The 24457-nt window shown below is 62.4% G+C and carries 19 protein-coding genes; 8 read left to right on the forward strand and 11 right to left on the reverse strand.

All coding sequences use genetic code 11. The annotated features are described in order from the left end of the window. Position 1: 1 nt before the first annotated feature. From HUK73_RS04685 to HUK73_RS04725, 9 genes are all read right to left on the reverse strand, one after another. Positions 2 to 976, reverse strand: coding sequence for a type II secretion system F family protein (locus tag HUK73_RS04685; protein WP_176590864.1), 975 nt, complete (start codon positions 974 to 976; stop codon positions 2 to 4). Position 977: 1 nt separating this feature from the next. Beyond that, the gene (locus HUK73_RS04690) at positions 978 to 1979 is read right to left on the reverse strand and encodes a type II secretion system F family protein (protein ID WP_176590865.1); all 1002 of its coding nucleotides are present in this window, start codon (positions 1977 to 1979) and stop codon (positions 978 to 980) included. Then, on the reverse strand, positions 1976 to 3247 hold the full coding sequence (locus tag HUK73_RS04695; RefSeq protein ID WP_369805510.1) for a CpaF family protein: 1272 nt from the start codon (positions 3245 to 3247) through the stop codon (positions 1976 to 1978). Before HUK73_RS04695 ends, HUK73_RS04690 begins: the two co-directional genes overlap by 4 nt. Positions 3248 to 3360: 113 nt before the next feature. Continuing rightward, positions 3361 to 4521 carry an AAA family ATPase gene (locus tag HUK73_RS04700; protein ID WP_255326193.1) on the reverse strand — a complete coding sequence of 387 codons (1161 nt, stop codon included), beginning with the start codon at positions 4519 to 4521 and terminating at the stop codon, positions 3361 to 3363. Positions 4522 to 4619: 98 nt separating this feature from the next. Then, a complete protein-coding gene (locus HUK73_RS04705) occupies positions 4620 to 4916 on the reverse strand; it encodes a hypothetical protein (RefSeq protein ID WP_255326194.1) in 297 nt (98 codons plus the stop codon). Continuing rightward, positions 4906 to 6357 carry a type II and III secretion system protein family protein gene (locus tag HUK73_RS04710; protein ID WP_369805438.1) on the reverse strand — a complete coding sequence of 484 codons (1452 nt, stop codon included), beginning with the start codon at positions 6355 to 6357 and terminating at the stop codon, positions 4906 to 4908. Before HUK73_RS04710 ends, HUK73_RS04705 begins: the two co-directional genes overlap by 11 nt. Continuing rightward, positions 6347 to 7258, reverse strand: a complete 912-nt coding sequence (gene cpaB / locus HUK73_RS04715; RefSeq protein ID WP_176590869.1) for a Flp pilus assembly protein CpaB — start codon at positions 7256 to 7258, stop codon at positions 6347 to 6349. The genes HUK73_RS04710 and cpaB overlap by 11 nt, the downstream gene beginning before the upstream one ends. A 73-nt stretch (positions 7259 to 7331) precedes the next feature. Beyond that, positions 7332 to 7517 carry a Flp family type IVb pilin gene (locus tag HUK73_RS04720; protein WP_176590870.1) on the reverse strand — a complete coding sequence of 62 codons (186 nt, stop codon included), beginning with the start codon at positions 7515 to 7517 and terminating at the stop codon, positions 7332 to 7334. A 56-nt stretch (positions 7518 to 7573) separates the two neighbouring features. After that, entirely contained in the window at positions 7574 to 7759 is a 186-nt protein-coding gene (locus HUK73_RS04725) for a Flp family type IVb pilin (RefSeq protein WP_176590871.1), read from the reverse strand. A 539-nt stretch (positions 7760 to 8298) separates the two neighbouring features. Between HUK73_RS04725 and HUK73_RS04730 the strand changes: the two genes are divergently transcribed. After that, entirely contained in the window at positions 8299 to 9090 is a 792-nt protein-coding gene (locus HUK73_RS04730) for a DUF2569 domain-containing protein (protein ID WP_176590872.1), read from the forward strand. Between the two features lie 77 nt (positions 9091 to 9167). Here HUK73_RS04730 and HUK73_RS04735 read toward each other — a convergent pair whose 3' ends face one another. Further along, on the reverse strand, positions 9168 to 9827 hold the full coding sequence (locus tag HUK73_RS04735) for a response regulator transcription factor (RefSeq protein ID WP_176590873.1): 660 nt from the start codon (positions 9825 to 9827) through the stop codon (positions 9168 to 9170). Further along, entirely contained in the window at positions 9824 to 11494 is a 1671-nt protein-coding gene (locus tag HUK73_RS04740) for a sensor histidine kinase (protein ID WP_255326195.1), read from the reverse strand. Before HUK73_RS04740 ends, HUK73_RS04735 begins: the two co-directional genes overlap by 4 nt. A gap of 205 nt (positions 11495 to 11699) precedes the next feature. Here HUK73_RS04740 and recO point away from each other — a divergent pair, with 205 nt between their 5' ends. The 7 genes from recO (at position 11700) to HUK73_RS04775 (ending at position 24431) form a co-directional block, all read left to right on the forward strand. After that, positions 11700 to 12434 carry a DNA repair protein RecO gene (gene recO / locus HUK73_RS04745; RefSeq protein ID WP_176590874.1) on the forward strand — a complete coding sequence of 245 codons (735 nt, stop codon included), beginning with the start codon at positions 11700 to 11702 and terminating at the stop codon, positions 12432 to 12434. A 49-nt stretch (positions 12435 to 12483) separates the two neighbouring features. Beyond that, positions 12484 to 13530, forward strand: a complete 1047-nt coding sequence (gene leuB / locus HUK73_RS04750; RefSeq protein WP_176590875.1) for a 3-isopropylmalate dehydrogenase — start codon at positions 12484 to 12486, stop codon at positions 13528 to 13530. A 24-nt stretch (positions 13531 to 13554) separates the two neighbouring features. Beyond that, positions 13555 to 14763 (forward strand): PLP-dependent aspartate aminotransferase family protein, encoded by a 1209-nt coding sequence (locus tag HUK73_RS04755; RefSeq protein ID WP_176590876.1) that lies wholly within the window; start codon positions 13555 to 13557, stop codon positions 14761 to 14763. A gap of 33 nt (positions 14764 to 14796) precedes the next feature. Then, positions 14797 to 15195: a Co2+/Mg2+ efflux protein ApaG gene (gene apaG / locus HUK73_RS04760; RefSeq protein WP_025546552.1), complete on the forward strand. Its 399-nt coding sequence runs from the start codon at positions 14797 to 14799 to the stop codon at positions 15193 to 15195. After that, positions 15192 to 15983: a LysR family transcriptional regulator gene (locus HUK73_RS04765; protein WP_176590877.1), complete on the forward strand. Its 792-nt coding sequence runs from the start codon at positions 15192 to 15194 to the stop codon at positions 15981 to 15983. The genes apaG and HUK73_RS04765 overlap by 4 nt, the downstream gene beginning before the upstream one ends. 75 nt (positions 15984 to 16058) lie before the next feature. Further along, entirely contained in the window at positions 16059 to 16688 is a 630-nt protein-coding gene (locus tag HUK73_RS04770; protein WP_176590878.1) for a tetratricopeptide repeat protein, read from the forward strand. 687 nt (positions 16689 to 17375) lie between these two features. After that, positions 17376 to 24431 carry a VCBS domain-containing protein gene (locus HUK73_RS04775; protein WP_176590879.1) on the forward strand — a complete coding sequence of 2352 codons (7056 nt, stop codon included), beginning with the start codon at positions 17376 to 17378 and terminating at the stop codon, positions 24429 to 24431. Positions 24432 to 24457: the final 26 nt, after the last annotated feature.

Genomic DNA, 24457 nt, shown 5'->3' on the forward strand with positions numbered 1-24457 from the left:
TTCAACCTCCATGATGCATGGCAGGGACAATGGTACGGACTACCCGAACGGCAGCGGGCAGCATCAGCACGCCGATCATGACCGGCAACATGCAGGCAACCAGCGGGACCGAGATCAGGACGGGGATGCGATGGGCCTTTTCCTCGGCCCGAAGACGCCGCTTCTCGCGCATTTCCGTGGCATAGACCCGCAGGGTCCGGGCAATGCTGGTCCCCAGCTTGTCCGACTGGATCAGCAGCGTGGCGAAGGCGCTGATTTCCTCGACACCCGCCGACTGCGCCATGTTGCGCAACGCCTTTTCGCGGGACGCGCCGGCGCGCAGTTGCAGGGTCGTCGTCGTCAGCAATTTGGCAATGAGCGGATGGGAAAAGACCAGTTCACGGCCAACCCGATCGATTGCGGCTTCCAGCCCGAGACCGGCTTCGACGCAGACGAGCATGAGGTCAAGGCTGTCCGGGAAGCCGTTGACGATAGCCTCGCGCCGCCGATCCGCCTTGGCGCGGACATAGAGCGTCGGCAGATACAACCCTGACAGCGCCGACAGCGATCCCATCAGATAAAGCTTCCCGAACGACATCTGATAGCCGCCCATGATGCTCAGGCCGACAAAGGCCAGCGGGAAGATGATGACCAGCAGGAGCCGGATGAGATTATAGACACGCGGCGCCGCCGGGGATTCGAAGCCCGCCGCGAGGAGCTTTTCGCGCAGCGCCGTCGACTTGCTATCCGCCAGGCTCAGGCCTGCCCGTTCGATCCTATCCACCAGCCGCGACCAGCCGTCGTCGCGCTTGCCCCGCAGGGAGCCGACGAGGGCGTTCGACGTGCCGGTGGCGGAAATGACGCGCAGTTCGTTGCGGATGGTGCTGTGCCGTGACCATGCGCGGGAGACGATCAGCGTACCGCCAACCACCAGCGCGAACAGCACGGACAGCAGAACAAGCCGGACCAGTGGCGTCATGGAGATGAAGTCGATCATGTCAAACCTTTATGTCGACGATTTTGCGGATCGAGATGAAGCCGATCAGATACAGCAGCAGAAGGGCGGGAAAACCGATCATGAAGATGCGATCCTGCGCCACATCCAGGTAGAAGGCGGGATTGATCATGAACAGGACTGAGAAGGCCAACACCGGAAGGGCTGTCAGCATCAGGCCGGTCATCCGTCCTTCGGAACTCAGCGCGCGGACCTTCATGTACATGCTGGCCCGGTCCCGAATGACCTTGGACAGATTTTCCAGGATTTCAGCGAGATTGCCGCCCGTTTCGTTCTGAACCGAGATCGACACGACGAACATGCGCATGTCCTCCAGATCCCAGCGCTCCGCCATGGCGAGCAGAGCGTCGGACAACTCGGCGCCATAGGCGACTTCGTCGGAAACCAGACCGAACTCGCTGCCGATCGGGTCCACCATTTCCTCGGTGATGAGCTGGATCGCGGCTGCGATGGGATGTCCGGCACGCAGCGAGCGGGTGAAGATGTCGAGCGCCACGGGAAATTGCTGCTCCATCCGGGTCCGCCGCTTTTCGGCCATGCGTTTGAGGACGAAGGCGGGCAGGCCGAAGGCGATGGCCGCCGCCGCCGTCAGGATCAGCAGGACGACGCCGGGATTGATGGTGAAGCGCGACCACCAGACAAGCAGGGTGATAAGGCAGGACAAGAGGAAGAAACCCAGCGCGCAGGCGAGCATCAGCATGCGTGCGTCCACCGGCACGGCGGACATCATGACCATGCGGATGAACCCGGCATGCATCCGCTGCAGCGGTCCCGCATTGGCAGGCAGCACGGCGGGCATGTTCTTGAGCAGCGTCACCGACACGGATTCCCGATCCATGCCCAATTGCATCAGCTTCAGCCGGCGGTTTACAGCACCCCGTTCGGTGCGCCGTTCCCACATCAGGTTGAGCGCGATCTGCGACAGGATGAAGATCGACGCGAAAATCGCGACAAGGATCAGCAGCCGGACCAGCAGCGCGGTCATGACCGTTCAGCCCTGACCACGGGCCGAAAGATCTCCGGGTCCAGCCTGATGCCACGGTCGATGAGTTCCGCCATGAATTTCGGCCGGATGCCCGTCGCCTCGAAATAGCCGAGCACATTGCCGTCGGCATCCTTGCCCGTGCTGCGGAAGCGGAAGATTTCCTGCATGGTGATGGTTTCGCCCTCCATCCCCGTAATCTCCGAAAGCGAAACGATCTTGCGGCGACCGTCGCTGAGGCGACCAACCTGAATGACGACGTTTACGGCGGATGCGATCTGCGCCCGGGCCGAGGTGATGGGCATGTCGACTCCGCTCATGCCGATCATCTGCTCGATGCGGGATAGGGCGTCGCGCGGCGTGTTGGCGTGCACGGTGGTCATTGACCCGTCATGGCCGGTGTTCATCGCCTGAAGCATGTCGAAAGTCTCGCCCGCGCGGCATTCGCCAAGGATGATCCGGTCTGGCCGCATACGCAGCGCGTTCTTGACGAGGTCGCGCTGCGTGATCTCGCCCTTGCCCTCAATATTGGGCGGCCTGGTCTCCAGCCGGGCGACATGGTCCTGCTGCAATTGCAGTTCGGCGGAATCCTCGATGGTCACGATCCGCTCGCGCCCGTCGATATAGGAGGAGAGGGCGTTGAGAAGCGTGGTCTTGCCCGATCCCGTGCCGCCGGAAATGATGATGTTGCGGCGGGCCATCACGATCGCTTCCAATATGGGCGCCATGGAAGCGGGAATGGTTTCCAGATCGATCATTTTCGCGATGCTGATCGGCTTCTTGGAAAATTTGCGGATCGACAGCAGCGATCCGTCGATGGCCAGCGGCGGCACGATGGCATTGACGCGCGAACCGTCCGCCAGCCGGGCATCGACGAAGGGCGAGGATTCATCCACTCGCCGTCCGACCGCGCTCACGATCTTCTGGATAATGCGCAGCAGATGCCGCTCATCCTGAAAGCGAACCGCCGTCTTTTCCAGCAATCCCCGCCGCTCGACGAAGACGCTGTTGCAGCCGTTCACCAATATGTCGGTGACGCTCTCATCCTGCAGCAGCGGCTCCAGCGGCCCCAGCCCCAGCAGTTCGTCCAGCACGTCATTGGACAGGGCCGACCGCTCGGCGCGATTGAGCGCCTCTCCCTTCGTCTCCAAGATTTCAGCGACGATGCTGGAAATTTCCCCGGCGATCTGGTCGCGCGGCATCTTGTCGAGCAGCGAAAGGTTGATCCTGTCGAGCAACTGCTGATGGATCGTGACCTTCAGCGCCAGCATCTTGGCGGACGCCTCGTTGACAGGCGGCGGCTCACCGCTGTCCGGCGCGCTGCCCTGCTTGTCCTCGGCGGCGGTATCTGTCTTTCCCTGAGCGCCCTGTATTTTCCACATGATCAATTGCCCTTTGCCAGGCGACCCGTGCGGAGCAGTTCTCCGATCTTTTCTATGTCCTTGCAGAAACGGCTCTTGCCCCGGATGTCGCTGACCAGCGCGCCCTGATTTTGCGCGGTGCTGACCAGCGGCGCGTCCAGTGTCACGCTGCCCAGCGTCCGGTGGCCCAGCGTCTCTGACACGTCATTGAGGTCGATCGTGCGGAACAACCGCTTTTCCACGCGGTTGACCACGATCTGGATCGCGTCGCTTTCGATCCCGATCGAGCGGAACAGCTCGATCCGGCGCTTCGCCTGCCGCAGACTGGCGACCGACAGTTCGACCACCAGCAGGATCACGTCCGAAGCCAGCGCGGCGGACAGGGCCCAGTTGGTCCAGTCCGGCGGGAAATCCAGCACCACATAGCCGAAATCCTGCCGCAGCAGCCGGATCACCTTCAGCAGCTGGTCGGAATCGACCGATTCCAGCGGCATGATCGTTTCCGGCGCGCTGATCACCGACAACCCGCTATTGGTGCGTCCCACAATGGAGGCGATCAGTTCCTCGTCCAGCCGTCCTTCCGCATGGAGGAGGTCGGCCAGCGTCCCGCGCGCCGACACGCCCAGGAAATCGGCGACGCTGCCATATTGCAGGTCGAGGTCGGCGATCACCGCGCCCCGGCCTGACACGTCTTGCGTTGAAAGATAGGCGGCGAGTTGCGTCGCGATGGATGTTGCGCCGCAACCGCCGATGGAGCGTGCGACGGAAACCATCGGGGCAAGCCGCGAGGATTGTCCCGTGGCAGCTTCCTGTCGGGCGGCGGTATCGAGCGCCACCTGCAATATTTCATGAATGTCGAAGGGCAGCGACACGACATCACTGATCCCTTCCTTCACCAATGTCCGCACAAGCGAGACGGAGGCGCCGTTGATCGCGGCGACCAGCGGCAGGTTGGGCATGCGCGCGCGAATGTCGCTGACGCGATGCATCGACGCGGCATTGCCGGGATCGACCTCGATAAAGACCAGCGCCGCGCTCTTCAGCAATGCGTCGGACACGGGCGCATCGCGGTCGAGGGTTTCGAGATGCAGGCCCCGAACCTTGCCCAGCCCGTCGGCCTGCGCCAGCGGACCGATATGATCCGCCGAAGCAATGATCAGGATGCGGCTATTGGTCAGTAACATGTCTTCCCTGGAGTGTCTGGACGGAGGATTGATGTTGCCCATATTTCATTCCTGGAAGGCTGAGCCATTGCTGCGCCATGGCTTCGCTCATGGAGCCCCTACTGACTGTTGGTCACGGTGTTCGATGTCTGCACCCGGTCCGGTTGCTTCACCTTGTCGGTGCGATATCGCCCGATGGCCTGCGCCGTATGATCGCCGGAACTTGCCGCCATGGGGCTGTCATAGACCGGACTGGGATCGATGATCTGCGCCGCCAGCGTCTGCCGGTTGGCTTCCCCGAAATTGTCCACCGGCTTGAAGGGGGAGGGGCGCTCGTTGGTGCATCCCGACAGGAGCATCGCGCCCGTCATCACCCCCGCCGCCAGGATAAGCCGGCTTGCTCGATCAATAGGCATAGCTGCCCTCCTTCTTGGCCGCAGGAGCCTGCGCAGCGGGCGCTACGCCTTCCGCCGGTTTCACCGGCTCGGCATGATAGGCCTGCCCCAGCAGGAAGGTTTCCGCTTCGCTGGGATCGCGCACTCCATCGGTGGGCAGGCGCACCTGCTCAGGCTTCAGCGGCGCCACCAGATGCGGCGTCACCACGATCAGCAACTCCGTCTGGTCCTTCTGATAGTTGGTCGAGCGGAACAGCGCACCCAGGATCGGCACCGAACCCAGCAACGGTATCTGGTCCACCGTCGTCTTGAAGTCCTTCTGCAGCAGTCCGGCAATGGCGAAGCTTTCCCCGTCACGCAGTTCCAGCGTGGTGCTGGCGCGGCGGGTGCGCAGGCCTGGAATGGTGATGCTGCCGATCGTCAGGGATGCGGAGGAGTCGATCTGGCTGACCTCCGGCTCGACGATCATATTGATCGTCCTGTCGCCCAGGACGGTCGGCGTGAAGGATAGGCTGACGCCGAAGGGCTTGAACTGCACCGTGATCGGCGTGTTGCCGTTGGTGGTCCCCCCCCCGGACTGAATCGACGGCACCGGAAATTCGCCGCCCGCCAGGAAGGACGCCTTTTCCCCCGACAGCGCGATCAGCGTTGGCTGTGCGAGTGTCTTGGCAAGTCCCCGCGACTCCAGCGCGTTCAGCACCCCTTCGATCTTGGTGCCGCCGATATTGAAGACATTGCGGAAAATGCCGAAGCTATTGGTGATTTCCGCCAGCTTCAAGACGCCGATGCCGGTCGTTGCATCGGGCGTCAGCGAAGCACCCTTGCCGGACACGGCATCGAATTTGCCATTGTTCGACAGGCCGAAGCCGCTGATACCGATGTCCTTGCCGGCCGTGCGGTTGACCTCAGCAAAGCGCACTTCCACCATCACCTGCGTGCTGGAGCCGACGCTCAGCAAATTGATGACCTTGTCGCCCGCATAGGCCTTGGCCAGCTGGGCTGCGCGGTCGGCGGCGGCTGGGCTGCTGACCAGGCCGTTCAGCACGATCGAGTCATTGGAAATGCTGGCGTCGATCTTCTCGCCCGGCACCAGTTGGCGGAGCTGGTCGGTCAAAGCCAGCACGTCCGGTCCCACCGACACGTCGATCACGGAGATGACGCGGCCGGCGCTATCGTAAAGCGTCAGGCTGGTCGTCCCCATCTTCTTGCCGAGCACATAGATGGAACGGTTGGTGATGGGCATGATGTCCGCCACATCTTCATTGCCCACCATGGCCTTGGCGATGGGCCGATCGGCGGTCACCACTTGGCTTTTGTTGAGCGGCACTTCCAGCGTGCCGGCATGAAGCGATGCTTCGCTCTGCGCCTGCGCGGCCATAGGCGTCGCGACGGAGAGGGCCAGACCCAGCGCGATCAGGAAACCACCCGACCGCAGGGCGCGGGATTGTCTGTCAGTAGCCACGCTGCACCCCATATTCGCTGATCTTCGTGCCACGGATCACCGTCATGGACGGGCCGTTGACAATCGGAGTGGTAGGATTGGAACCGCCCGGCAGGCGGAACTGCGGCACCTTGGCCATCTGGACCGGCGCGGAAGGCGCGCTGCTGGTCCGCTTGGCGTTGATCATGTAATTGGTGGCCGACAATTGGCGCGGGATCACCGTGGTCCGGGGACTGGCGGCCTGATCGGCGACATTGCGCAGCGCCAGGCTGACGACGCCCAACTGTGCGGCAAGGGCCAGCTTCTGCGCTCCGACCGTATCGACTTCCAGTGTTGCCGTCTTGCTGACGATCGGCTTGGTCTGGCTCTCGTCGGAAATCTGGTCGATGCCCAGCACGGGAACGCTTTCCAGTACCACGTCAGTCATCTTGTCGTTGGCGGTCGCGCCATCGCCGGGAACCGGGCGGGTCAGCAGCACATCGACGACATCGCCCGGCCGGACGAAACCGCCCACGCCGCTCACGTCATTGATGGGAATGGCATAGGCCAGCTTGCCCGCGGGCAGGTTCGCCGCGATGGTAGCGCGGCCGTCGCTGCCGGAAACCTTGGATGCGAGAACAGGTTCGCCGGTGACCATCGGGCGCACCGCGACGCGGCTGTTCTTGAGGGCATCAGCGAGGGAGGTGAAGGCTCCAACCGGGATGGAATTGGCCGGCCAGTTGGCCATGCGCAAATTCTGGTCGGTGAGCGGCGTGCCGAAGCCGAGATTCTGGGTGGCGACGACGATGCCGGTCATCTTTTGATTTTCGGCAATGCGTTCCTGACGCTTCTCAACCCCGGAAAAATAAGCATTGGCGAGCAGAACTGCCCCAAGGCCGAGAAATACTGCCAAAGCAAAGAAGATCCAATTGCGTCCTTGCATGACGCATCTCCCCCCAACTGCCTCAAAAAGGTTTGGCGTGGCCGGTTACCCGGTCACGCCAGCAAATATTAATTTACGTGCAGGTTGAACCCTTTGAGGAAATGCAGTTACCTGCGGCATTCATTGCGCTCGAAATGTTACCCCCTAAGGTAACTGCTGCTGCTGCGATGCCGGTGCCAACAATTGCGAGAATGAGCGCATATTCTGCGGCTGAAGCACCGCTTTCATCCTTCATGAAGCTGCGGAAAAATTTCACCATGATCTTCACTCCAAGATTTTGACTCTTTCGAACGAATGGAGTCTCAACTGGCAATATTAGGTGCAAGTCGATCCCTTGGTGGAGATGCAGTTGCCTGCAGCAGTCATAGCCCCGGAAATTTTAGTTCCGAGCGTGCCCGCGGCAACGGCAATGCCCGTGCCGACGATAGCAAGAATAAGTGCGTATTCGGCAGCCGAGGCGCCGGATTCGTCCTTCAGAAAGCTACGAACGAAATTAACCATGATCTGTACCCCAAATGTGGCACACTGATACTGCGACCAAGACCATGTGTTGCCTTGTTGACGATGGGCTTTCCTCTGTCGGGTTTGCCCGTCATTGCAAAGTTATTGCCAGAGAACTAGAAAAGGTTAATTTGATTTCGATCAATTATCGAAATCAATTCCTGCCCCGACTCTCGCCCCGCCCCTTGCGTTGACAGTAAAAAACTCCTCCTATTCAAGCAGATGGTCAACAAAATATTACGCAAAATATTTTCCTGTTATATATCAACCGGATAGATTGACCAAAAGTAAACCCATATGGTTTATATCAACCGACTCAGGGGCGTTCGGCGTGAATCCGGTGCAGTTGACCTGCTTTTTTCCCCTTGAAAGGAACAAGTTATTAACCATTTACACTTAACCTGCTATTGAATAGGGATTATATAACTATAGTTATATGCCATCTATACTAAGAGGAATATATGATGGTTTCGGCATCCGTCCCGGCAGGTGAAAATGGCAAAATGCGTGGAAGGCCAATTGCTTTCGCGTCCGCTTTCATGATGTCCTTGGCGCGCGCCTATGCGGCCCGGCTGCACCGGACGAGCCGTTCGCTGGTCACTTTCCTGGACCTGCGCATGGAAACGCTGATCACGGGTTGGATCGCTGTCACCCTGCTGATCGGTGGGGTCAAGATCATGACGGCTCCCATGCCGATTTCCGGCGTGATGCAGGGCATATCGATGTTGCTGCCCTATCTGCTGGTCGCGCTGGCGCCGATTGCGGGCTATCGCGTCGCCGCAGGCAGTTTTCCACGCGGTCAACTCTCCGCGCAGCCTGCGATCCGCCTGTGCCGCTATGGCAACTGGCGCGCACTGGACGAGCTTTCGGCCCGCCGTAGCCCGGCTTTCGGTCCTACGGGCTTCATGGCGTCGTTGCTGCTCGGCCTCTTGCTGAACGTGCCGGTACGCAGCATGGAATTTTTCGCGGCTGTCCCCGCCATGGGCGGCGATGCGCCGCTCTGGGCGCAGACGATCCTGCTGTCGATGACGATGGACGTCATCGTCATGAATTTCTTCTACATGGTTTGTTTCGTGCTGGCGCTGCGTTCCGTCCCGCTGTTCCCGCGCATGTTGCTGCTCGCCTGGGTGTTCGACATAGTGATGCAGTTCATCATGGCGCAGCAGATCGCCGGCGCAGCGCACCTGCCGACCCAGGTGGCGACCGCGATGACGGTGATGCTGACCGGCAATGTGAAGAAGGTGCTGATCAGTGCGGCGTTGTGGTTGCCCTATCTGATCCTGTCGGAACGCGTGAACGTCACCTTTCGCCGCCGCGCGCGGAGTGTCTGAAGACGCCTGAAATTGCGCCCGGTGGCGTAAATATAAAGCCATTTGACTATAGCATTCCGAAGTAAATCGTTTGCCCTTCAATGCATGTCGCTGGCGGACGGCATTTCGCTGTCGATCGTCATCATCATGATGATGAGTTCGGATCGCGACTTGATGTTGAGCTTTTGGAAGATGCTGTGCAGGTGGACCTTCACCGTGCCTTCGGTCAGGCTGCACCGGGCCGCGATTTCCCGATTGCGCAGGCCCGCGCGGATCAGTCCGGCAATCTCCATCTCCCGGTCGGTCAGGGCGGCCAAGGCATTGACCTCATTGGCGGGCGTGGAAATGCTGTGCACCAGCGCCTGCTCCATCACGAAGGGCGCAATGCTCTTGCTTCCCTTCACTACCTGATCGATGCAGAGCAGCAGTTCATGGGGGTCGCTGTCCTTCAGCACGACGCCGTCCACGCCCAGCTTGATCGCCTCCAGCGTCTGTTCCGGGCGGATATGGACGGTCATGAAGATGACCGGCACCGTGCTGCCGCTGCTGCGGATGGCAGACAATATGGCCAGGCCGCCACCGCCCTTCATGCTGACGTCCAGGATCAGCAGGTCCGGTTCGCCCGATTGCATCCGCTCCAGCGCCTCCTCCACGGATCGCGCGCAGAACAATATGTCATGGCCGTGCGAGTTCAGGAACTGCGCCATGCCGTCCAGGAAGATCGGGTGATCGTCGACTATCGCAATCTGAGCCATCATATCGTGGACCTTGGTAAAGTTGTTGGTAGTCTGATCGAAATCAGTGAATTCATGCTTAAATTGTGAAAATAGGCTGTCCCGCCGATTTTACTGAGCCGCTTCATGATCGATTGGGACTGAAGTTCGAAATCGCCGGTATAGCTTTCGCGCGGCGCAGGCGTGGAACCGGGATTGTCCTTCAGCGCGATCAGTATTTCATCGTCGACCTGCGCGATCGACACGGTGATGTGGCGCGCATTGGCATGTTTGACCGCATTGGCGGCGGCTTCGCGGATCAGGAACTCCACCTCGGTCGCGGTCGCGGCGGAAACCATCATCGACTTTTCGATCAGATTGGGTCGGCAATCGATCGCCCATTGCAGCGCGATGAAGCGGCAACAACGCTCTGCCTCGACCGCGAGGTCGACCGTGGCAAGGGGCGACGTATCGCCATGGCTGAGCAGGCGGCGCAGATGCGTCTGTTCCGCCGTGACGAGTGCTTCCATCGATTCCAGCTCGGAAAGCTGGTCGGGCACATCGGCGTCGGACAGTTCGTGGATCATCGTCGCCAGCCGGACGCGCAGTGCCGCGAGCGTTTGCAGAACACTGTCATGCAGGTCCCGGCTCAATGCGTGCCGCGCTTCGGAAAAGGTCTTCCGGCGCCAGGCGAGGAAGAAGAAATGCCGCTCCAGGAACAGGTCTATCCCCTCCTGAATGCGCAGGGCCCGCAACAGTGCGGCGGGGGACCAGCCATGGCGGGTGCCGACGAATAGCCGTCCGCGCAGTTCGCCCGCCTGGACGTAAAAGCTCATGCCCTGGCCCGGCCCGAAAAGGCCGAGCAACGCTTCGGTGAGTTGATCCGCCTTTTCATGCCGCAACAGGCCCTGACGGCCGCGCAGGAGCAGGTTGGCCGATTGCGTGGAATAGAGGAAGGGCGCTTCCCGGGGCGTGACGCCCATCAGCTTGTCGACTTGCGCGGAAGGCAGGGGCACCCGGCCTATTCCGTCCGCATTGGACAGTTCGCAATGAACGTCCTCATCGTCCGTTTCTTCCCAGACAAAGGCGCAATAGCGGGCGTTCATCAGGGAGGAGACCTGCTCCACGATGAATTGCGCCAGCGATTTCTGGAAGGACAGGCCGACAGCTTGCAGCCGTTCGGACCAGGTGATGAGCCGGGCTTCCAGGATCGACGCGCTGAGCAGCGACGCCGCGATCACGCAGCCGAGCAGGACGGTGAGTCCGTCTATCGCTGGATCGGCCGCCCGGACATGGAGGACCGTATAATGTCCGCGCAGGAGAAAGGCGATCGCCAGAAAGGCGCCCAGGATGATGAGCGCGTTCCGGCCGAAGCGGTCGGACGCCGACCATGCGACGAAGAACAGCCCGCCCATCGCGGCGTTTTCCAGTGGTGGGCAGATAATGATGGCCGCCAGAAAGACCAGCAGGTCTATGAACAGGAAAATGGGCCGAAGGAACAGGCCGAGCGGAGGCGTCAGCAGCGGCTGGGCAATGTTGACGAGCGCCCAGGCCCCGATTGCCGTTTTCAGCAGTATGATATGCGAAAAAGAGAGCGAGCCGCCGAAAAGGGCGTCGGTCTGCCAGATGGCGGCAACGGAAAAGGCGACGCGGGATATGGCGAAACCCAGCGTCGGCGAGCGACCTAACCAAAGCACCAGGCGATCCATCATGGAGGACGCCCCGTCTATCCGATGCATGGTGAAATTTGTCCCCCCGACATACTCCACAACACAAGTTTGCGCATGTGACTGAAGGAAAAGCAACCGATATTGGAGCCACGGGAAAGGATCGTCCTCAAATATGCACGATTTCGGGACAGGTCGGGACAGGTCGGGACAGATGGCGCTTCTGCCCGGTGGCCTGTAAGGAGGGCGGATGGCGACGCTGATCACCCCGGCCTTTGTCTGTGCCCTGCGCGGCCATGGGGAACATGGCGCGATTGCGCGGTTGCTGACGCCGGATCATGGGCTGATCGCGGGCTATGTGCGGGGTGGGCGGTCTCGGGCGCTGCGGCCGGTGCTGGTGCCCGGCAATGCCGTCAAGGCGGAGTTTCGGGCGCGGACGGAGGAGCAACTGGCCGGGCTGACCGTGGAACTGGAGCACAGCCGCGCACCGTTGCTGGCTGAACCTTTGCCCGCCGCCGCCATCGATTGGGTTTGTGCGCTGACGGCGGCTGCCCTGCCGGAGGGGACGCCCTATCCGACGCTTTACCAAGCGCTGGATGGCGTGTTGGGCGCGGTGGAGGCGGCCCCGGCGGCAAGGGGATGGGCGGTGGCGCTGATCCGCTATGAACTGCTGCTGCTGGCGGAGCTTGGCTTCGGGCTGGACCTGACCCGTTGCGCTGCGACGGGCGGGCAGGAGGATCTGGCCTTTGTCAGCCCACGCAGCGCGGCGGCGGTGAGCCGGGCTGGGGCCTTGGGGTATGAGAAGCTGCTGTTGCCCTTGCCCGCCTTTCTGTTGGAGGGCGGGACGGGGGACTGGCCAGCCATCCTTGACGGTTTGCGTCTGACAGGCTTCTTCATCGAGCGGTCGGTACTGACAGACTGGCGCGCACAAATCCTCCCCTCGCGCGAGCGGCTGGTGGATCGGCTGAAAAGAGCGGTTGCCTAAGCGGGTGGGGCTTCATAAGGGGCAGCCACGAGATTGAAGGAGTTGCCCCATGTTGATCGCCCTGTTCCCCGGAGATGGTATCGGTCCCGAAATCGTCGCTCAGGCGAAGCGTGTGCTCGATGCGTTAGCAATTCCCGGCCTGACCTATGAAGAAGGTCTGGTGGGCGGGGCGGCCTATAAGGCAGTCGGTCATCCGCTGCCGCCCGAGACGCTGGATCTTGCGAAGCGCGCCGATGCGATCCTGTTCGGCGCGGTGGGCGATCCGGACTGCGACTCGCTGGAGCGCCACCTGCGTCCCGAACAGGCGATTCTGGGCCTGCGCAAGGAACTGGGCCTGTTCTCCAACCTCCGCCCGGCGAAGGTCTTCCCGGAACTGGCCGACGCCTCCGCGCTCAAGCATGAGGTGGCGAGCGCCATCGACCTGCTGATCGTGCGCGAAACCAATGGCGACGTCTATTTCGGTGAAAAGGGCATGCGCAAGACGCCGGAAGGCCTGCGCGAAGGCTATGACATCATGTCCTATAACGAAGAGCAGGTGCGCAAGATCGCGCATCAGGGTTTCCAGGCGGCGCGTGCGCGTCGGGGCAAGCTCTGCTCGGTGGACAAGGCCAATGTGCTGGAAACCAGCCAGCTCTGGCGCGATGTGGTGATTGAGGTGTCGGCGGATTATCCCGACGTTGCGCTGAGCCACATGTATGTCGACAATGCCGCCATGCAGCTGGTGCGCAATCCCGGTCAGTTCGACGTGATCGTTACCGGCAATATGTTCGGTGACATCCTTTCCGATCAGGCGAGCATGTGTGTCGGGTCCATCGGCATGCTGGCGTCGGCGACGCTCAACGACAGCAATCAGGGGCTTTACGAGCCGATCCATGGCTCCGCGCCTGACATTGCCGGGCAGGGCAAGGCCAATCCGCTGGCAACGGTCCTGTCGGCAGGAATGATGCTGCGTTACTCGCTGGGTCTGCCGGAACAGGCCGACCGCATCGAGGCCGCCGTTGCCAAGGCGCTCGCCAATGGCGCGCGCAGCTTCGATCTGGGCGGCACGATGAGCACGGTCGAAATGGGCGATGCCGTGCTGGCGGCGCTCAACTGAGGCCAGAAATCCAAGGGTGTTACGATGAAGCGCAAGAGCGGGCAGAACCCGGAAATCACCAAGCACTGGCGCCCGGCCACATTGGCGGTGCGCGGCGGCAGCGCGCGCAGCGAATGGGGGGAAACCTCCGAAGCGCTGTTCCTGACCAGCGGCTATAGCTACGACCGGGCGGAAGACGCCGCGATGCGCTTCGCGGGCGAGCAGCAGGGCATGACCTACAGCCGCCTTCAGAACCCGACGGTGGAGATGCTGGAAAAGCGCATCGCCCTGCTGGAAGGCGCTGAGGCGTGCCGCTCGACCGCGACCGGCATGGCGGCGATGACGGCGGCTTTGCTCTGCCAGCTTTCGGCAGGCGACCATGTGGTGGCGGGCAAGGCGCTGTTCGGCTCCTGCCGCTGGCTGACCGACACGCTGCTGCCCAAATTCGGGATCGAGACGACCACTGTCGACGCGACCGACAACGCAGCCTGGGAAGCGGCGATCAGGCCCAACACCAAGGTCTTCTTCTTCGAAACGCCCGCCAATCCGACCATGGACGTGGCGGACATGGCCGCGATCTGCGGCATCGCCAGGGCGCATGGTGTCACCAGTGTCGTCGACAATGCCTTTGCGACCCCCGCGCTCCAGCGGCCGATGGAGTTCGGCGCGGACGTGGTGGCCTATAGCGCGACCAAGATGATGGACGGGCAGGGCCGCGTGCTTGCGGGCGCGATCTGCGGTACGGAAGAGTTCATCATCAACACGCTGCTGCCCTTCCACCGCAACACCGGGCCGACGCTCAGCGCCTTCAACGCCTGGGTGGTGCTGAAGGGGCTGGAGACGCTCGACCTGCGCATCCGCCGCCAGAGCGAGAATGCGCTGAAGGTGGCGAAATTCCTCGAAGGCCGGGTGGCGAAGGTGCTTTATCCGGGCCTTGAAAGCCATCCGCAGCACGCTCTTGCGATGAAGCAGATGGCAATGACCGGTCCCATCTTCTCGCTCTATGTCGGCGGTGGCCGGGCGGAGGCGCATGGCCTGCTCAACGGCCTCGAACTGGTTGATATCAGCAACAATATCGGCGACTCGCGCTCGCTGATGACGCATCCGGCTTCCACCACCCATTATGGCATGGCGGAAGCGGCACGGCTGGAAGTCGGCATCACCGAGGACATGCTGCGCCTCAATGTCGGCCTGGAAGACCCGGACGATGTGATCGAGGATCTCGATCGCGCGCTCAGGTCGATAGGCCGTTGACGGGACAGGGGTGAAAGGCGCATTTCTTAACCTGTGAACGCACTTTTCCCCTTCCACGCGACCACGCGCGACATCAACGTGCATGTGGCTGTCACCTTCCTGCCGGAACAGTCGGAACCGGACCGGGGCCGATGGTTCTGGGCCTATCATATCCGCATAGAGAATGACGGGGACCAGCCGGTGCAATTGCTGACCCGTCACTGGATCATTACCGATGGGCGGGGGACGCAGCATCGGGTTGACGGAGATGGCGTGGTGGGTGAACAGCCAGTGGTGCAGCCGGGCAAAAGCTATGACTATGTGTCGGGCTGCCCGCTCAATACGCCGACGGGGTCGATGAAAGGCCATTATCATATGATCGGCGCAAGCGGTGAGACGTTCGACATCGCCATTCCCCATTTCGCGCTGATCGCACCGGCGGTGGCTGAATGAAGCGTACCCATTTGCCGCTGAACGGCCTGCGCGTGCTGGATGCGGCCGCGCGGCACCTGTCCTTCACCCGTGCGGCGGACGAGTTGGCGGTGACGCCCGCTGCCGTGGGGCAACAAATCCGCGCGCTCGAAGACCTGCTCGGTGTCGTCCTGTTCCGTCGCACGCCCAAGGGACTGGAACTGACTCCTGAAACGGAGGCGGGCCTTGCCGCCCTGCGCGCCGGTTTTCTGGAGTTTGAGGAAGCGGTGCGCGCCATGCAGGCGGGCCAGTCCAGTTCCTCGCTCACCATTGCCGCCCCGCGCGACATCACGGCCAAATGGCTCCAGCCGCGGCTGGCGGGTTACGCAACCAGCCAGCCTGACCTCAAATTCGCACTGGTCGCGGCGGATGAGGTGCTGGATTTCACGGAAGCCAATCTGGACCTTGCCCTGCGGCTGGCCGAGGGGCCGGGCGAGAATGAAGGGATCAAGCTGGGCGAGGCGGCCTTCGTCACCATCGCGGCAGCCGAAGGCGGTCCCGATCATCGGATTGAATGGCCCGGTTGCCCCAAGGGTGACATGCCCGCGACGATCCGCGTCGCCGATGCGGGGCTGGCGATCGAGGCGGCGGCCAACGGTTTCGGCCATGCCTGCGTACCCCTGCTGCTCGCGGAGGCGGACATTGCGGCGGGCCGGGTCAAGCAGCTTGGGGATGTGGCGCCGTCGCCGCTGGCCTATTGGCTGATCGCGCCCCTGCCGCAATGGCGGCAAAAGAAGGTCAAGGCACTGGTCGAGGCCTTGACCGGATAAGGAGGCGCTGGCCGGATAGAGCCGTCGCCTTTTATTAAGCCTCTTGCGGCATCATGGCGGCAAAAGGAATGCGATATGGCCTTCTGCGGCGATAGGAGAAAATGGGCATCGGCGGCCGGATTGCTGCTGTGCATGGCGCCGCCATTGCGGGCGCAGGCGCCCTATGTGCCCGACGTGACCGAAGCGCGGGAGGCGGAGTGGCGTAAACTGGCGGCGGCGTCGCAGGCGGCCTATGCGGCGGGCAAGGCAGCGGACGGGGTTGACGAAGCGCGCAAGGCGCTGGCCCTGGCGGATGAGCTGTTCGGCGTAGATGACCCGCGATCGCTGATTTCCGCCAATGATCTTGCGTTGCAACTGGATTCGGCAGGTCGTTTCCGGGGAGCGGAAAGCCTGTTCCGGCGCGTATTCGACAGCTATTTGCGGACGCGGGGAGAGGATGACCCCAATACGCAGTTGGCGGTCGAAAATCTGGTCGATTTCTACATGGCCCGCAAACGCTATGACGCGGCAGGGCCGCTGGCCGACTATGCGCTCTCCACTTTTCGCCGGACCACCGGAACGGCAAGCGACCGCAGCCGACGGATGGAACGAATCATCGCCGCCATGCCAGGGGCCCAGATGGAGAAATCCACAGTTACGCCTTCTGAAATTGTGGAAAAAATGTCGATGACCACAAAAGATGAGGCAGCACCCGTTCAGCCCTGAACGGCGGATTTCCGATCGTTGCGGCCAGGTAACGGGAAATGGTCAACCTACGATATAGGTCGTCGGTTCAATTGAGAAAAAAATCTTTATCGCTATCCCGATTCTGGCCGGGGGCATTGATTTTCCATAGCTTATCGCCAGTCACAGGCCGACTGGACGAAGCCGGGAAAGGCTCCGCACGCACGATAAGCCTATGGGTCGCAATTGGAGGGGCGGCCGGCTGAAAAGCCGGTCGCCCTTTTCCTTGGCCGCATCTGGGATGAGCCGCCCGACCGGCAGGGCGAGTCGTTCCGGCCTTAGCTATGGATATTAACCATGACTCGATGCGGGCATAGGCGGCAGGATATAGATTTGGCGAAAAATCTATATCTTTAGTAATAGTCCTTAAGTAATTTTTCGGCTCTTATCGCATTAAAATGGTTAACAAAAGTTGAATCTGCGTGACTCATTTTACGAGCGCTGAATAAGATGAGGGCAGGGTCAGTAAAAAGATAAAAGCAAATGGTTAATCCGGGGCGGCAGTGGACTTGGCAAGAGTCCTGCCGGCGGGAGATCGTTGGCAAAGGGCATTGGCTGATCCGCTGATTGCCACAATGTCTGAAGAGGTTCAGTTCCGCGTGCGACGACGCATTCGGGGCGCGGCCTTTCACGCGCTCTTCCTATGCCCCTGCAGACTGGGGATGGATAATGGATTTCGAGCACGCCTCACATAGCGAAGTCAACGCTGATCATGAGCAGGCCCTGCATCCGCAAGCCGCAGCGTTGGCCGCAAAGGGCAAGGCTATTCATCCCGGCAGGATGCATCATCACATCGATCCCGTGCAGACGGTCACGCCCAATGCGCAAGGCGTCGTGGTCCTGCCCGCCGGCACCGATATCAATCAGATCGAGGTCGATGGCCGCAATCTGGTCGTCCATCTGCCCAACGGCACGGACATGCTGATTGTGGACGGCGCGGTGTTCGTGCCGCAGCTCGTGGTCGGTGACGTTGAGATCCCCTCCGTCAACCTGGCCGCGTTGTTGATTGGTGAAGAGCCGCAGCCCGCTGCCGGTCCGCCGCGCAGCTCGGGCGGCAATTTCGCCGGTCCCGACGGCAATGTCGGCGATCCGCATGGGCTGGGCGACCTGCTGCCGCCGACCGAATTGCGATTCACCCAATCCGAGGAGCGGGAAATTCTGCCTTTCGCGCTTGAGAGGAACGACACGGCGAGCGTCGTGACGGCGGCAGCGACGGGTCCGGACGCGACGGTATATGAGGCGGGTCTTGCGACGGGATCGCTGCATGATGGCTCGAACGTGACGACAGGTTCGTTCACGGTGAGCGCGAGCGACGGGATTGCGAGCATCGGCGTTGGCGGGGTGAGCTTCACCCTGGCGCAGATGCAGGCCTTCGCGACGACCAACGGGGTTGTGACCACGGCGGAAGGAACGCTGCGGCTGACCGGCTATAATGCCGCGACTGGCGTGGTGAGCTACAGCTACACGCTGAACGTCCCGGTGGACAATGCGCATCAGGCGGGGGCGACGGGCACGTCGTTCGACGACAGCATTCATCTGACGGTGACCGGGGTTGGCGGCACGAGTGGCGCCGACGACCTGGTGGTACGGATCATTGATGACACGCCGCAGGCGGTGGATGACACCGGCCATGTGGTGACCGAGGACGGTGCGGGTGCGGTGAACACGGCGTTGACCTCGACGGTGTCGGGCAATGTGCTGGCGAACGACGTGTCGGGAGCGGACACGCCGATGTCCTTCGTATCCTGGAGCAGCGCGGACGCCGCGGTGGTGAGCCAGCTCAACCTTTATGGCACGCTGACGCAGAATGCCGACGGCAGCTGGAGCTATCAGCTGGACAACAGCCGAGCGGCGACGCAGGCGCTGTCGGGGTCGTTCAGCCAGGACTTCACGTTGCACTATACGATGCAGGACGCAGACGGCGACCAGTCGTCGGCGAAGCTGGTGATCACGGTGCATGGCGCGGACGACACGGCGAGCGTCGTGACGGCGGCAGCGACGGGTCCGGACGCGACGGTATATGAGGCGGGTCTTGCGACGGGATCGCTGCATGATGGCTCGAACGTGACGACAGGTTCGTTCACGGTGAGCGCGAGCGACGGGATTGCGAGCATCGGCGTTGGCGGGGTGAGCTTCACCCTGGCGCAGATGCAGGCCTTCGCGACGACCAACGGGGTTGTGACCACGGCGGAAGGAACGCTGCGGCTGACCGGCTATAATGCCGCGACTGGCGTGGTGAGCTACAGCTACACGCTGAACGTCCCGGTGGACAATGCGCATCAGGCGGGGGCGACGGGCACGTCGTTCGACGACAGCATTCATCTGACGGTGACCGGGGTTGGCGGCACGAGTGGCGCCGACGACCTGGTGGTACGGATCATTGATGACACGCCGCAGGCGGTGGATGACACCGGCCATGTGGTGACCGAGGACGGTGCGGGTGCGGTGAACACGGCGTTGACCTCGACGGTGTCGGGCAATGTGCTGGCGAACGACGTGTCGGGAGCGGACACGCCGATGTCCTTCGTATCCTGGAGCAGCGCGGACGCCGCGGTGGTGAGCCAGCTCAACCTTTATGGCACGCTGACGCAGAATGCCGACGGCAGCTGGAGCTATCAGCTGGACAACAGCCGAGCGGCGACGCAGGCGCTGTCGGGGTCGTTCAGCCAGGACTTCACGTTGCACTATACGATGCAGGACGCAGACGGCGACCAGTCGTCGGCGAAGCTGGTGATCACGGTGCATGGCGCGGACGACACGGCGAGCGTCGTGACGGCGGCAGCGACGGGTCCGGACGCGACGGTATATGAGGCGGGTCTTGCGACGGGATCGCTGCATGATGGCTCGAACGTGACGACAGGTTCGTTCACGGTGAGCGCGAGCGACGGGATTGCGAGCATCGGCGTTGGCGGGGTGAGCTTCACCCTGGCGCAGATGCAGGCCTTCGCGACGACCAACGGGGTTGTGACCACGGCGGAAGGAACGCTGCGGCTGACCGGCTATAATGCCGCGACTGGCGTGGTGAGCTACAGCTACACGCTGAACGTCCCGGTGGACAATGCGCATCAGGCGGGGGCGACGGGCACGTCGTTCGACGACAGCATTCATCTGACGGTGACCGGGGTTGGCGGCACGAGTGGCGCCGACGACCTGGTGGTACGGATCATTGATGACACGCCGCAGGCGGTGGATGACACCGGCCATGTGGTGACCGAGGACGGTGCGGGTGCGGTGAACACGGCGTTGACCTCGACGGTGTCGGGCAATGTGCTGGCGAACGACGTGTCGGGAGCGGACACGCCGATGTCCTTCGTATCCTGGAGCAGCGCGGACGCCGCGGTGGTGAGCCAGCTCAACCTTTATGGCACGCTGACGCAGAATGCCGACGGCAGCTGGAGCTATCAGCTGGACAACAGCCGAGCGGCGACGCAGGCGCTGTCGGGGTCGTTCAGCCAGGACTTCACGTTGCACTATACGATGCAGGACGCAGACGGCGACCAGTCGTCGGCGAAGCTGGTGATCACGGTGCATGGCGCGGACGACACGGCGAGCGTCGTGACGGCGGCAGCGACGGGTCCGGACGCGACGGTATATGAGGCGGGTCTTGCGACGGGATCGCTGCATGATGGCTCGAACGTGACGACAGGTTCGTTCACGGTGAGCGCGAGCGACGGGATTGCGAGCATCGGCGTTGGCGGGGTGAGCTTCACCCTGGCGCAGATGCAGGCCTTCGCGACGACCAACGGGGTTGTGACCACGGCGGAAGGAACGCTGCGGCTGACCGGCTATAATGCCGCGACTGGCGTGGTGAGCTACAGCTACACGCTGAACGTCCCGGTGGACAATGCGCATCAGGCGGGGGCGACGGGCACGTCGTTCGACGACAGCATTCATCTGACGGTGACCGGGGTTGGCGGCACGAGTGGCGCCGACGACCTGGTGGTACGGATCATTGATGACACGCCGCAGGCGGTGGATGACACCGGCCATGTGGTGACCGAGGACGGTGCGGGTGCGGTGAACACGGCGTTGACCTCGACGGTGTCGGGCAATGTGCTGGCGAACGACGTGTCGGGAGCGGACACGCCGATGTCCTTCGTATCCTGGAGCAGCGCGGACGCCGCGGTGGTGAGCCAGCTCAACCTTTATGGCACGCTGACGCAGAATGCCGACGGCAGCTGGAGCTATCAGCTGGACAACAGCCGAGCGGCGACGCAGGCGCTGTCGGGGTCGTTCAGCCAGGACTTCACGTTGCACTATACGATGCAGGACGCAGACGGCGACCAGTCGTCGGCGAAGCTGGTGATCACGGTGCATGGCGCGGACGACACGGCGAGCGTCGTGACGGCGGCAGCGACGGGTCCGGACGCGACGGTATATGAGGCGGGTCTTGCGACGGGATCGCTGCATGATGGCTCGAACGTGACGACAGGTTCGTTCACGGTGAGCGCGAGCGACGGGATTGCGAGCATCGGCGTTGGCGGGGTGAGCTTCACCCTGGCGCAGATGCAGGCCTTCGCGACGACCAACGGGGTTGTGACCACGGCGGAAGGAACGCTGCGGCTGACCGGCTATAATGCCGCGACTGGCGTGGTGAGCTACAGCTACACGCTGAACGTCCCGGTGGACAATGCGCATCAGGCGGGGGCGACGGGCACGTCGTTCGACGACAGCATTCATCTGACGGTGACCGGGGTTGGCGGCACGAGTGGCGCCGACGACCTGGTGGTACGGATCATTGATGACACGCCGCAGGCGGTGGATGACACCGGCCATGTGGTGACCGAGGACGGTGCGGGTGCGGTGAACACGGCGTTGACCTCGACGGTGTCGGGCAATGTGCTGGCGAACGACGTGTCGGGAGCGGACACGCCGATGTCCTTCGTATCCTGGAGCAGCGCGGACGCCGCGGTGGTGAGCCAGCTCAACCTTTATGGCACGCTGACGCAGAATGCCGACGGCAGCTGGAGCTATCAGCTGGACAACAGCCGAGCGGCGACGCAGGCGCTGTCGGGGTCGTTCAGCCAGGACTTCACGTTGCACTATACGATGCAGGACGCAGACGGCGACCAGTCGTCGGCGAAGCTGGTGATCACGGTGCATGGCGCGGACGACACGGCGAGCGTCGTGACGGCGGCAGCGACGGGTCCGGACGCGACGGTATATGAGGCGGGTCTTGCGACGGGATCGCTGCATGATGGCTCGAACGTGACGACAGGTTCGTTCACGGTGAGCGCGAGCGACGGGATTGCGAGCATCGGCGTTGGCGGGGTGAGCTTCACCCTGGCGCAGATGCAGGCCTTCGCGACGACCAACGGGGTTGTGACCACGGCGGAAGGAACGCTGCGGCTGACCGGCTATAATGCCGCGACTGGCGTGGTGAGCTACAGCTACACGCTGAACGTCCCGGTGGACAATGCGCATCAGGCGGGGGCGACGGGCACGTCGTTCGACGACAGCATTCATCTGACGGTGACCGGGGTTGGCGGCACGAGTGGCGCCGACGACCTGGTGGTACGGATCATTGATGACACGCCGTCCTTTGGGCAGGTGCAGAGCCAGCAGACCGACAATATTGTTGGATCGACCTATGTTGCCACAGGGACGTTGCATTTTACGCCGGGGGCCGACAGCTTTGGCAGCGTTACGAACATAACGTCCAGCACGACGGCGACATCGGGCGGTCACAGCCTTGTCTACAGTCTGTCCGGCAATGTGCTGACCGCTTATCAGGACACCAACAATAACGGGGTCTATGACGCGGTGACCGATGCCACGAAGGTATTCACGCTGACGGCCAATCCGACTGCGACGCCGCCGGGACAGCCGAGTACCGATCATGCCGGAACCTATACTTTCCAGCTGCTGACGCCGTTGGACCCGACAGTCACGAACGTAGCGATCGGCGGTTCGAGCGGCTTTGGCGCAGGACCGAAAGGCGAACTGCAATTCAACGGAAGTACGGCGTCACAGCATTTGGCGATCGTTGACGGCTGGTCGACCACTGCCTCGACGCTGGCGGGTGCGTTCGATCAGAGCACCTGGACGCAGCAGGCGGTCAACGGTGCGACCGCGGGCTTTGGCGTCAACAACAATAATCTGGATGCAGGCGAACTCTTCATTGCCGACTTCCACGCTGCCAATGCGCCTGGTATCACTGTGCCGACAGGACAGAGCAACACCTTCGGTCCGCAAATCGCCTTTGCGACCTTCACTTTCCCGAACTTCGGCGCGACTGACAAAATCTACTATCAGGCGCATTATGAGGACGGCACTACAGGCGCGGTCACGCTCGTCGATTCCTCGAAATTCGCCAGCGGCGTGACGATCACGGCGCCGGCCGGGGAATATCTGGACTATATCGTATTCTACGACCAGAGCGGCAGCGGGAAGTTCTTGCTGACCAATACCGGCACGGTTTCGAGCACAGTCAACCAGCAGATCAATTTCACCGTCAGCGCGAGCGACGGCGACGGCGATGTGGCGACGTCCTCGACCTTCCATGTCACGGTCGCGACGGGACAAGCGCCGTCCAGCGCCGCCGCTCCAGTCGTGCTCGACCTGAACGGTGATGGGGTGCAGTTCGTTCCGATCTCAGCCGGCATGACCTTCGACTATCAGAATAACGGTCATCCGCTGGCGACGGCCTGGGCTGGTGTGGGCGACGGTGTTCTCGCCCTGCAAAATGGCAGCGGCTATCAGGTTGTCTTTGGTAGCAATGGCCTAAGCGACCTGCAGGGGTTGGCTGCGACCTACGATACTAACCATGACGGCGTTCTCAATGTCCAAGATGCCAACTGGTCGCAATTCGGTGCTCTAGTGACGCAGGCGAACGGGGGCGAGGTTTTCGAGACCCTGAGTCAACTCGGCATCACCAGCATCAAGCTGACGTCGAACGGTGTCACCTATGGGGCGGCGAACGGCGAGGTGACCGTGGTGGGCGAAAGCAGCTTCACCCGGACGGACGGTACTCAGGGCACAGCGGCCGACGCCGTGTTCGCCACCACTAGTGTCACAAAAACCTCCGAGAGCACTACGGAAACCGCCAATAGCGGTCTCAATCAGGCGCTGCTCGCGGCCAGCTTGGTCGCAGCGGTCGGCGCGAGCGAAACCCATGTCGATCCGCAGCCCGCGCCGGCTGCTCAGGAAAACGCGCCGGTCGTGACGGAAACGGCTCCGGCCAGCACCGCCACGGCGGAGCCGGCCACGACCGAGAGCAAGGACAGTGGGCTCGCACCGGCCGACGATCAATCGACGCATCAGGCCGAGCAGCCTGCTCCACAGGCGAGCCATGCCAGTGAGGAACCGGCACCGGATCACGCCCAACTGTCCGGCGGCGGCGCGGCGCACGCGCCGGCGGCGGATACGGCGCAGACGGATCAGCCTTCGCCGGGCGATCATCAGGGTCTGCTGGCGCAGTCGATCAACCTGCCTGCCTTTGACGGCAATGCGGCGGCGGTTCTGGCCGCGGCGGCCCATGGTCCGGCCGGACCGGCGGGCGCGAATGCGGCGGCGGAGGTCGTGAAGGAAGCGCTGGGCACCCATGACGCGCCGAATATCGATGCGCTGCTGGCGGCCTTGCCGGGCGGTGCGCATCCCGTGGCTCCAGTCTTGTTGAACCCGGTCGCCACAGAAGCGGTCGACAGCGGTCATCTGGCCGCGGCCGCAGCCATCTTCCACGCGGCGATGGCCGCGCACGAAGCCATGGCGGTCGCTCATGGCTGAGCCGGAAATGAACCTATCTCGCGGGG

Source organism: Sphingobium sp. EM0848, from assembly GCF_013375555.1.
In the GTDB taxonomy this organism is placed as follows: domain Bacteria; phylum Pseudomonadota; class Alphaproteobacteria; order Sphingomonadales; family Sphingomonadaceae; genus Sphingobium.